Source organism: Roseibium sp. (assembly GCF_050301095.1).
In the GTDB taxonomy this organism is placed as follows: Bacteria; Pseudomonadota; Alphaproteobacteria; order Rhizobiales; family Stappiaceae; genus Roseibium.
Map to the genome: position 1 here is coordinate 1 of NZ_JBNKYW010000239.1, position 9,808 is coordinate 9,808.

General features: G+C 61.0%; 9 protein-coding genes. 7 read left to right on the forward strand and 2 right to left on the reverse strand.

Annotated elements, in window-relative coordinates:
• The 7 genes from rph to ACQY7U_RS20955 all read left to right on the forward strand — a co-directional run.
• A partial coding sequence (gene rph / locus ACQY7U_RS20925) for a ribonuclease PH (RefSeq protein WP_428648831.1) occupies positions 1 to 530 on the forward strand: 530 nt, incomplete at its 5' end.
• A gap of 12 nt (positions 531 to 542) precedes the next feature.
• Complete coding sequence (gene rdgB, locus ACQY7U_RS20930; protein WP_428648834.1) at positions 543 to 1,175, forward strand: RdgB/HAM1 family non-canonical purine NTP pyrophosphatase; 633 nt, start codon at positions 543 to 545, stop codon at positions 1,173 to 1,175.
• A 48-nt stretch (positions 1,176 to 1,223) separates the two neighbouring features.
• Positions 1,224 to 2,387: a radical SAM family heme chaperone HemW gene (gene hemW / locus ACQY7U_RS20935; RefSeq protein ID WP_428648836.1), complete on the forward strand. Its 1,164-nt coding sequence runs from the start codon at positions 1,224 to 1,226 to the stop codon at positions 2,385 to 2,387.
• 320 nt (positions 2,388 to 2,707) lie between these two features.
• The gene (gene phaZ / locus ACQY7U_RS20940) at positions 2,708 to 4,252 is read left to right on the forward strand and encodes a polyhydroxyalkanoate depolymerase (RefSeq protein WP_428648852.1); all 1,545 of its coding nucleotides are present in this window, start codon (positions 2,708 to 2,710) and stop codon (positions 4,250 to 4,252) included.
• A 264-nt stretch (positions 4,253 to 4,516) separates the two neighbouring features.
• Positions 4,517 to 4,945, forward strand: coding sequence for a DUF2852 domain-containing protein (locus tag ACQY7U_RS20945; protein ID WP_428648838.1), 429 nt, complete (start codon positions 4,517 to 4,519; stop codon positions 4,943 to 4,945).
• 152 nt (positions 4,946 to 5,097) lie between these two features.
• A complete protein-coding gene (locus tag ACQY7U_RS20950) occupies positions 5,098 to 5,838 on the forward strand; it encodes a M48 family metallopeptidase (protein ID WP_428648842.1) in 741 nt (246 codons plus the stop codon).
• A gap of 160 nt (positions 5,839 to 5,998) precedes the next feature.
• Positions 5,999 to 7,900 carry a tetratricopeptide repeat protein gene (locus ACQY7U_RS20955; protein ID WP_428648845.1) on the forward strand — a complete coding sequence of 634 codons (1,902 nt, stop codon included), beginning with the start codon at positions 5,999 to 6,001 and terminating at the stop codon, positions 7,898 to 7,900.
• A gap of 20 nt (positions 7,901 to 7,920) precedes the next feature.
• Here ACQY7U_RS20955 and ACQY7U_RS20960 read toward each other — a convergent pair whose 3' ends face one another.
• Complete coding sequence (locus ACQY7U_RS20960; protein WP_428648847.1) at positions 7,921 to 8,355, reverse strand: cupin domain-containing protein; 435 nt, start codon at positions 8,353 to 8,355, stop codon at positions 7,921 to 7,923.
• 269 nt (positions 8,356 to 8,624) lie between these two features.
• Complete coding sequence (locus ACQY7U_RS20965; protein ID WP_428648849.1) at positions 8,625 to 9,587, reverse strand: GlxA family transcriptional regulator; 963 nt, start codon at positions 9,585 to 9,587, stop codon at positions 8,625 to 8,627.
• Positions 9,588 to 9,808 lie beyond the last annotated feature (221 nt).

Here is a 9,808-nt window from a genome sequence, read left to right on the forward strand (position 1 = left end):
AATACGGCATGCTGCCGCGCGCGACGGGCGACCGGATGCGCCGCGAGGCCAGCGCCGGCAAGCAGTCGGGCCGCACCCAGGAAATCCAGCGTCTGATCGGGCGCTCCTTACGAGCCGTGGTCGACCTGCAGGCCCTGGGCGAAGCCCAGATCACCGTCGACTGCGACGTCATTCAGGCCGACGGCGGCACCCGCACCGCGGCAATCACCGGTGCCTGGATCGCGCTGCGCGACTGCATCGAGTGGATGAAGGCGCGTGACATGGTCTCCGGCGCGGTCCTGAAGGACCACATCGCCGCCATTTCCTGCGGTATCTACGAAGGCACGCCGGTTCTCGACCTCGATTATGCCGAGGACAGCACCGCCGAAACGGACGCGAACTTCGTCTTGACCGGTTCAGGCGGCATCGTCGAAATCCAGGGAACCGCGGAAGGCGCCCCTTTCTCCGAAGAAGAGTTCGGACAGCTCATGGGCCTTGCGAAAACCGGTATCGGCCGGCTCGTCGAGCTTCAGAAAATGGCCATTCTCTAAGGACCCCGGCACATGGCGCATCGTAAACTGGAACCCGGCAAGCTTGTTGTGGCCAGCCACAACAAGGGCAAGATCCGCGAAATCAACGAGCTGCTGGAACCATTCGGTTTCGAAGTCGTCTCCGCGGGCGACCTCGACCTGCCGGAGCCAGAGGAAACCGGCGTGACCTTCGAGGAAAACGCGGCCCTGAAGGCACATGCGGCGGCCAAGGCGTCCGGCTATCCCTCGCTCGCCGACGACAGCGGCTTCTGCGTGGCCGCGCTCGACGGTGACCCGGGCGTCTATTCCGCCCGCTGGGCGGGGCCGGACAAGGACTTTGCCATGGCAATGCGCACGGTGGAGGAAAAGCTGCAGTCGAAGGGCGCAACAGACCCGGAGCAGCGGCGCTCCTCCTTCGTGGCCGTGCTCTGCCTTGCCTGGCCGGACGGCCATGAGGAAGTTTTCCGGGGAGAAGTCGAAGGGCAGGTGGTGTGGCCACCTCGGGGATCGCAAGGCTTCGGCTACGATCCGATCTTTCTTCCCGACGGCAAGGACAGGACGTTCGGCGAAATGACATCGGAGGAAAAACACGGCGGCTCCAAGGATACGCCGGCACTTTCCCACCGGTCCCGGGCTTTCAGGCTCTTTGCCGATGGCTGCCTTTGACGCAGCCCGCCCGCTGGTGGGCTGACAGGTAATCACAAGGAATAAACCGTGACGTCGCAAGGGGTGAACGAAGGAGGATTCGGGATTTATGTTCATTGGCCGTTCTGCGCGGCCAAATGCCCTTATTGCGACTTCAATTCCCATGTCCGCCATCAGCCTGTCGACCAGGCGCGCTTCGCCGCCGCCTTCGAACGGGAACTTACCCATTTCGCCGAGCTGACCGGCAATAAGACGGTCCAGTCCGTGTTTCTGGGCGGCGGCACCCCCTCGCTGATGGAGCCCGCAACCGTCGAACGCATCCTGACGGCGATTTCCGACCGCTGGCAGATGGACGAGACCGTCGAGATTTCGCTGGAAGCCAACCCCTCTTCCGTGGAGGCCGGCCGCTTCAAGGGGTACCGTTCCGCCGGCGTCAACCGCGTGTCGCTCGGCGTTCAGTCGCTGCACGACACGGACCTGAAGCTGCTCGGCCGCCTGCACGACGCGCAAACGGCGCGCAAGGCCATCGAAATCGCCCGCGAAACCTTTCCCCGGTTGTCTTTCGACCTGATCTACGCCCGGCCCGGACAGACCTTGAGCGGCTGGGAGGCGGAATTGAAGCAGGCCATCGGCCTGGCCGCCGATCACCTGTCGCTCTATCAGCTGACAATCGAGGAAGGCACGCCGTTCTATACACTCCATCGCGCCGGCAAGCTCAAGATGCCGGAGCCCGAACTCGGTGCCGAGTTCTACGGGCTGACGCAGGCCGTGACCGGCGAGGCGGGCCTTCCCGCCTATGAGGTCTCCAACCACGCCCGGCCGGGTGCGGAATGCCGTCACAACCTGGTCTACTGGCGCTATGGCGATTATGTCGGTGTCGGCCCGGGTGCCCATGGCCGGCTGACCGTGGGTGCCAGCCGCCTTGCCACGGCAACGGAACGGCATCCGGAAACCTGGCTGGAGAATGTCGAGCAATACGGGCACGGCCTGGTGGAGAATGCCGGCCTCGGCGAAGAGGAGCAGGGCGACGAATTCCTGCTGATGGGCCTGAGGCTGACCGAGGGGATCGACCTCGCCCGATTTGAAAGACTGGCCCATCGTTCCATCGATCCGCGCCGCCTGAATGCCCTTCTGGAGCACGGCATGGTCGAAGAAATCGGGGAAAACAGGGTTCGGGCGACACGGGAAGGATTTTTTGTTCTCGACGCTGTGGTGGCCGATATCGCCTCCTGACCGGCCGATTGCAAAAAAATAATTCTTTCTACAAACTTGATTTAAATATCCAATCCGGCTTTTGCGCCGCACGTTGATTTGGTGCCGAAACGAGTTTCCCCGTGATCTTGGGTATTTACGTCCGCAATTTCCTATCAATTTGAAGTATTGCGGTGCGGTGCCTGGCTAGTTAACGTGTTGCAATGCAATAGATGGTGCAATAACAGTCGGGCCGTAAAAGAATGTTTTCTGGTTTTGCCAAGGGGATAGACAGCGGCTTCGTCAACAAAGGAGACGCGCCTTTGCCGTATTATCACCTTTACGAATTGAACCACGCCGCCATGGCGCCCGTTCGGGCCATGGCCGACATGACGCGTCTGTACTTTCAAAATCCACTCAACCCCTTCGCCCACACCAGCTACGGCCGCTCCATCGCGGCGGGCTGTGAAGTTCTGGAACGCACGACGCGGCGTTACGGCAAACCGGACTTCGGCTTGACAGAAACCTCCGTCGGCGGCGTGCGTGTCGCGGTCCGCGAGGAAATTGTATGGAGCCGGGCGTTCTGCGACCTGATCCGTTTCGAACGCGGGGTCGCCACACACCGCAACGACCCGAAGATCCTGATCGTCGCGCCGATGTCCGGCCACTATGCCACGCTCTTGCGCGGTACGGTCGAGGCGCTCATGCCGAATGCGGACGTCTATATCACCGACTGGATCGACGCCCGCATGGTGCCCGTGCAGGAAGGCAAGTTCGATCTTGACGATTATATCGATTATATCGTCTCGATGCTGCACTACCTCGGCCCGGATACCCATGTGCTGGGCGTGTGCCAGCCCTCCGTGCCGGTTCTGGCGGCGGTCGCGGTGATGGAAGATCGGGAAGACCCCTATGTGCCGTCGACCATGACGCTGATGGGCGGGCCGATCGACACAAGAGTGGCCCCGACCGCCGTGAACGATCTCGCGGTCTCGAAGGGCATCGACTGGTTCAAGAACAACGTCATCATGAAGGTGCCGTTCCCGCATCCGGGTTTCATGCGTGACGTTTACCCCGGTTTCCTGCAGCTTTCCGGCTTCATGAGCATGAACCTGGATCGTCACGTGACAGCCCATCGGGAGTTCTTCCAGCATCTTGTGGAAGGTGACGGCGACAACGCCGAAAAGCACCGGGACTTCTACGACGAATATCTGGCCGTGATGGACCTGACTGCCGAATTCTACCTGCAGACGGTCGAAACGGTGTTCATCGAGCACGCCCTGCCGAACGGGACCATGATGCACAATGGCCGTCTGGTCGACTGTTCCAAGATCAGCCGCACCGCCCTTCTGACCGTGGAAGGGGAGAAGGACGACATCACCGGCCGCGGCCAGACCCGGGCCGCCCATGACCTGTGCACCAATCTGCCGGATGCCATGAAGGCCCATTACGAACAGCCGAACGTCGGTCACTACGGTGTCTTCAACGGTTCGCGCTGGCGTTCGGAAATCGCGCCTCGCGTCATGGACTTCATCCGGTCCAACCGAACGGACCAGCCGAAGAAGGCTCCTGCAAAACCCGTCAGGCCGGCAGAAAAGGCAGCTTCAGCAAAGGCATCCAGGGTGCCCGCGAAACCGGCGGCTGCGGCGAAAGCCGGGAAAGATTCCCTGGCGGAAATCCTTCTGGCCAAGCCGGACGGGGCCGCGGACGATCTCAAGGCAATCAGCGGTGTCGGACCCAAGCTCGAGTCCTCCCTGAATGAAGCCGGCATCTTCCACTACTGGCAGATTGCGTCGTTGACGGCCGCGCAGATCGAGGCTCTCGACAACAAGCTCGATTTCCGCGGCCGGATCGCCCGCGACAACTGGATCGGACAGGCCCGCGCGCTCTCCGAAAAGGTGAGCTGACACATTCGCCGCAGGCCCCGGTCCGGGGCCTGCGGCCCAATTGCGCGCCAGCGCAAGCCTTTGCGACATCCTGCAACATGTGATTGAAGCCGCAACTCGGCTGCGTGCCCGTTTTTGTAGGAAAAACAACGTTCTGACACTGGCAATCGCGCACCCTTGCCGCGATTTTCCGCCGATTGTCACTGTGTTCCCGATCACAAATCCTTGACGCCCGTCCGACCAATACCCACCTGATAAACGTGGATGTCTTAAATGGATAGGACGATGACTACGACCAAGAGTTGCATGATCAAGCCTGCCTGGACGCCGGCAACCATCGGTCTGATGGTTCTGGGGTTCATGGTGTTCTGGCCGCTTGGCCTTGCCATGCTCGCCTACATTCTGTGGGGCGACCGGTTTGAAGGCATGGCCCGCGACGCGCGGGATCAATGGCGGGCAAGCCCGCTGAAGGGAGCATTCGATCAGATGTCAAATACGGCCGGCTATGCCCGCACGGGCAACGTTGCTTTCGACGACTACCGCGAACGGGAACTGAAGCGCCTGGAAGAAGAACGCGCCAAGCTCGACGCAATGCGTGCGGACTTCGACGATTTCCTGAGAGAACTGCGCCGTGCCCGTGACCAGGAAGAGTTCGACCGTTTCATGGCCAACCGGGGCCGGACCAAAGGAAGTTCCGAAGGCGCCTCCGCCTGACCTCCTCCTCCTGACTTCCTCCAGAATCCTCCCAGCCGTTCCCCCGACGGCCTGACCGAGAGCGGCGCCCTGACAGGTGCCGCTTTCGTCCGTTTAAAGCACGGCCGAACTCTTCTAGACTTCCCTCAACTGATTCGTTTGGAACTCCGCTCTTGAAGCTGCTCCGCGCCGGCAGGTCTGCGCTGCCAGAACATATCGAAATAGAGACGGAAACACGCGCCGTCCGCATTCGCCTCAAGGCAAATCCGCGAGCGCAGCGTTATCTCCTGAAACTACCCGCAGACAGGTCCGGTCCCATCCTGACCGTGCCGAAGGGCGGCAATCTCGCCCGGGCGGAGCGTTTTGCCCGCCAGCATATCGACTGGCTGATCGAACGCCTCCAGGACCGGCCCGACCATGTTGCCTTCCAGCCCGGCGATATCGTCCCCTTGCGCGGGGAGGAGCACGTCATCGTGCCGACGGGCAAACTGCGCGGACTGGTGACAGTGCGGCAGACGGAGGACGGCTTCCCGGCCCTGTTCGTTCCGGGCGCCGAGGATCACATGCCGCGCAAGGTGACGGCCTGGCTGAAGGAAGAGGCGCGCAAGGACCTGACGGAGCGCACGGAACTCCATGCCGGACGCATCGGCCGGAAAGTCGCCGCGCTCAGCATCCGCGACACCAGGAGCCGCTGGGGCTCCTGCGCCCACAACGGCCGCCTGTCCTTCTCCTGGCGGCTGATCCTCGCCCCTCCCGAAATCCTCGACTATGTCGCTGCCCATGAAGTGGCGCATTTGCAGGAAATGAACCATTCGGCCCGCTTCTGGCGCCTATGCGAACAACTGGCGCCACAGACCCCGACAGCCCGCGTCTGGCTGAAGGAAAACGGATCACACCTGCACGGGTACGGCTAGGGTCAGGCCGAGGGCCCGGGATCAGCGGATAACCGTCAGCACCTGGACGGATGCAGACGCCGAAAGTCCTTTCCGGACAGCGGCAGTCGCTGGACGATTGCTCCAAATCCCATAAACTCGATTGCCCGGACGTTTCGTCTACCCATTGAAGGGAAAACCCATGGAGCGGCGCCTCGCTGCTATCTTGGCAATTGACATGATCGGCTACAGCCGGCTCATGGCTGCTGACGAGTCCGGTACCCTCAAGCGCCTCAAGCAACATCGCTCCAGGCTCATCGATCCCAGGCTGGCGGAATACCGAGGCCGCATCGTCAAGACGACCGGCGACGGGTTGCTCGGTGAGTTTCACAGCGTGGTCGATGCCGTCAGATGCGCGGTGATGATTCAGTTGTCCGTGGCGGAGGCTGAGGCGGATGTTCCCGCCGATCAGCGAATTCTCTACCGCGCGGGCGTCAATCTCGGAGATGTGCTTTTCGAGGATGAAGACATGTTCGGCGACAGGGTGAATGTCGCGGCACGGCTCGAGGAGCTTGCCGAACCGGGCGGCATATGCGTCTCGCGCACCGTGGTCGAACATGTACGCGGCAGAGTGGCTTCCAGGTTCGAGGACCTGGGCCCCCGGAACGTGAAGAACATACCCGAACCCGTTCAGGTTTTTCGCGTCCTGATGGCCCCCGAAAAGAAAGGGTCCGCCCCCGCTCCGGTGCCCGCGGTCCGCCGCCTGATCAAGCCGTTTGCGGTCACCACGCTTCTGGCAGTGGTCCTTTCGGCTGCCGCGCTCGTGTTCTGGCAGCCCTGGCGGGTCGTCACGGAAACCGCGTCGGTAAAAGACATGGCCTTTCCGTTACCCGACAAACCCTCCCTGGTCGTTCTGCCTTTTGCCGATCTCGGCGGGCGATCGGGGCAGGAATACCTGGCCGACGGCATCACCAACGACCTGATTACGGACCTTTCCAAGTTCAGGAACCTGTTCGTCATCGCGGCCAATTCCGCTTTTACCTACAAGGGCAAACCTGTGAAGATACAGGAGGTCGCGGAAGATTTCGGTGTGCGCTATGTCCTGGAAGGGAGCGTGCAGGCGGCCGGGGAAACCGTTCGCATAAATGCGCAATTGATAGATGCCATCAACGGGTATCATCTTTGGGCGGAACGTTACGTCGGCGATCTGGATGATTTGCTCGCCCTGCAGAACAGGGTTGTCGACAGCGTTGTCGCCGAACTCGCGGTGAAGCTGGAAACCGGAGAGGGACAACGGACGAACAACGCCCACGGCCTTGCGGCCCCGAGTTACATGTTGTTCGGACGTGCGAGTACGATACTCCCTGAATATTTTGCCGATAGATCGGATCTGGCCAATGCCCGGGACCTTTTTCAAGAGCTGGTTGCCCGGGAACCGGAGTTTTCAGGCGGCTATGCCGGTTTGTCGCGAAGCTATTCGCTCGCCGTGTTCCGGGGCTACGCCACAACGCCCGACGCCGACCGCGCGGACGCCTTGAGGTATGCGGAAAGAGCGCTGGAACTCGATCCGCGGGACAAATTGGCGAGACTGGCACTGGCGGAAGCCAATTTCCTGCTTGGCAGGCATGACGAGGCCGTCACGATACTGGAGCAGATCATGCAATCCTCGCCGAGCAGTGCGGATGCTCACGGCCGGCTCGGCCTGTTCCTTGTCCTGCTGGGTCGGCCGGACGAAGCCGCCGCGCACATCAAATCCGCCATTCGCCTGAACCCGTATTCCGGCAGCCCTTACCTGAATTATCTCGGTCTCGCCGAATTTGTCGCCGGCCGGTACGGCGCGGCCGTGTCCGCCTTTGAGGAAAACACCGCGCAAGGCGGCCCCATCGACGATGCCGGTCTGGCCGTGCTGGCAGCGTCCTACCACGCGCTAGGCCGCAGCGCCGAAGAGAATGTTACCCTGACCCGGCTGTTCGACCGCTATCCGGGTACGCATCTCAGGTCATTCTGGCTGATCCGGAATTTTGCGCACCAGAAGGACCGAAACGCGGTCATGGCTTCGTTTAAGCGAGCGGGCATTCCGATGGACAGGCCCTACACCCGATAGCGTGAACAACGCACGCTGAGTTAGTCCACGCTCACGGCGGCCGGATCTTCTTCGCGCTTTAAATGAAACACGACGTCACGCACCCATTCCGTGTCGCTGCCGTTCCTTGAGCGCATGACGGAATTCGGAGTTTCATAAAACACTTCGCCTGGCCCGACGGTTCGCGACTTCATATTGTCGAAGTTGAACTCGTAGCTGCCTTCCAAGATGTATCCGAAAATGTGCCCTGGATGATAGTGCTTGCCACCGACCCATCCGGGAGGACCTTCGACCAGAACCACCTGCACTACGTATCCTGGAAGGCCCTCCAGTTTTTGCTCGAGGAGCAAGGTGCTTTTCGCTTTCGGTGTTTCCGCAGTCTGCTCTGGCTTTTCTTCGGCATGGAGGCTGATGACACCGAAGGGTGTGCTCGCTACCGAGAGCATCAGGATCGGTAGAACTTTGGATGCGATCATGGCCTATGTCCTCCCTTTCTAGAGGGCCTACCGCCGAATGAAGCGGCGATTGCTTGTGTATTTAAGGACATTTGAATTCGCCCACTCCAGAGCGGGCGATAAGACCGGGAATAATAGCAGGAAACGAGATGGTCTAGAAACGCAAGCCTGTGTGAGGTCCCGTACGCGTTGGCAGGCCCGGCATCTGTCCCATCGGATCGATTGCGGGGTCAGGCGATTTCCGTCGATGTTTTCATTATCGTGACGCTGCCAGTGCGCTTTGCACTGACTTATACGGTGCCGACCGCTGACAGAATGCGCCATTTTCTGCGGAAGACTGATGCGGAAACACCAACCCGTTTTCGAAAGGCCGACCGGAAGCTGGAGGGTTCCGAATAGCCGACTTCCGTCGCAATGCTCTCCACCGGCATGTCGGTCGTCTCGAGCAACTGCTTGGCTTCCTCTATCCGCAAGCTTTGAATGTAATCGGCCGGCGACTGGCCGGTGGCCTTGCGAAACCGGCGCAGAAAGCCTCGCTCGGACAGGCCGCTGCGCGAAGCCATCTCCGCGACGGGTGTCGGGCATGCATAGTTGTCCGCGGCCCAGAGCTGAGCTTCACACACGGTCCGGTCCTCGTGCTGGCGCCCGGCGGTGAGCGATGCATAGGTCAATTGCCCGTCGCCGTGCGGTGAGATCAGATGAAGTTTGGCAATGCGCCGTGCCGCTTCGGCGCCCACGAACCTGCCGATCAGGTAAAGCATGAGATCCTCCCACGCCGACGCGCCGCCCGCAGTGATCACCCGGTGTCCTTCACCGGCCGGAACAAGAATACGCTCGCGCCGAACACTGACCTCGGGGTGGTCGCGTTCGAGCATATCGGCGAACGCCCAGTGTGTCGTAGCCTCGTTGCCGTCAAGGAGACCGGCTTCGGCAAGCAGAAGCGCCCCTGAACAGACCGAGGCCACCGTCGCTCCATCCGCATGGGCCATCGCGACCCATCGGGCAAGCTCCACGAGATCCTCGGGCAAAGGCCGGTTCGGGTCGAACTGCATTTCCGGCACAATGACAAGGTCCGGCCCGGGGAGTTCGTCCAGGGCAGCATCGGGCGTGATCCGGCGCCCGTTCAGGTCCCAGTAAGGTGCGCCGTTCGTGGTTCTGTAACTTGCGGCAAAAGTCGCCGGAGCCGGCGGTGCGCCGTGGAGGAACTCCCAGTCCCGGCCGACAGATGCCAGGACATCAAGGATGGAAAACACCGTTGCAGTTCCAGCGCAAGGTGCGCCGATAATAACCGTTTGAAGCAGCTTTTTTGAGTTTTCCATCATACTTGTGTCCGATAATCACCGTTTCCTTCCTTTCTGCTTCTATCTCCCCGCATGGCTTTCGTCCATCTCCTTGGTCATGAAATTGCGATCAGAAGGAGATCCCTTATGGAACCGACCAGCGAAATGCCGGTCATTGTGATCGGCGCGGGTTT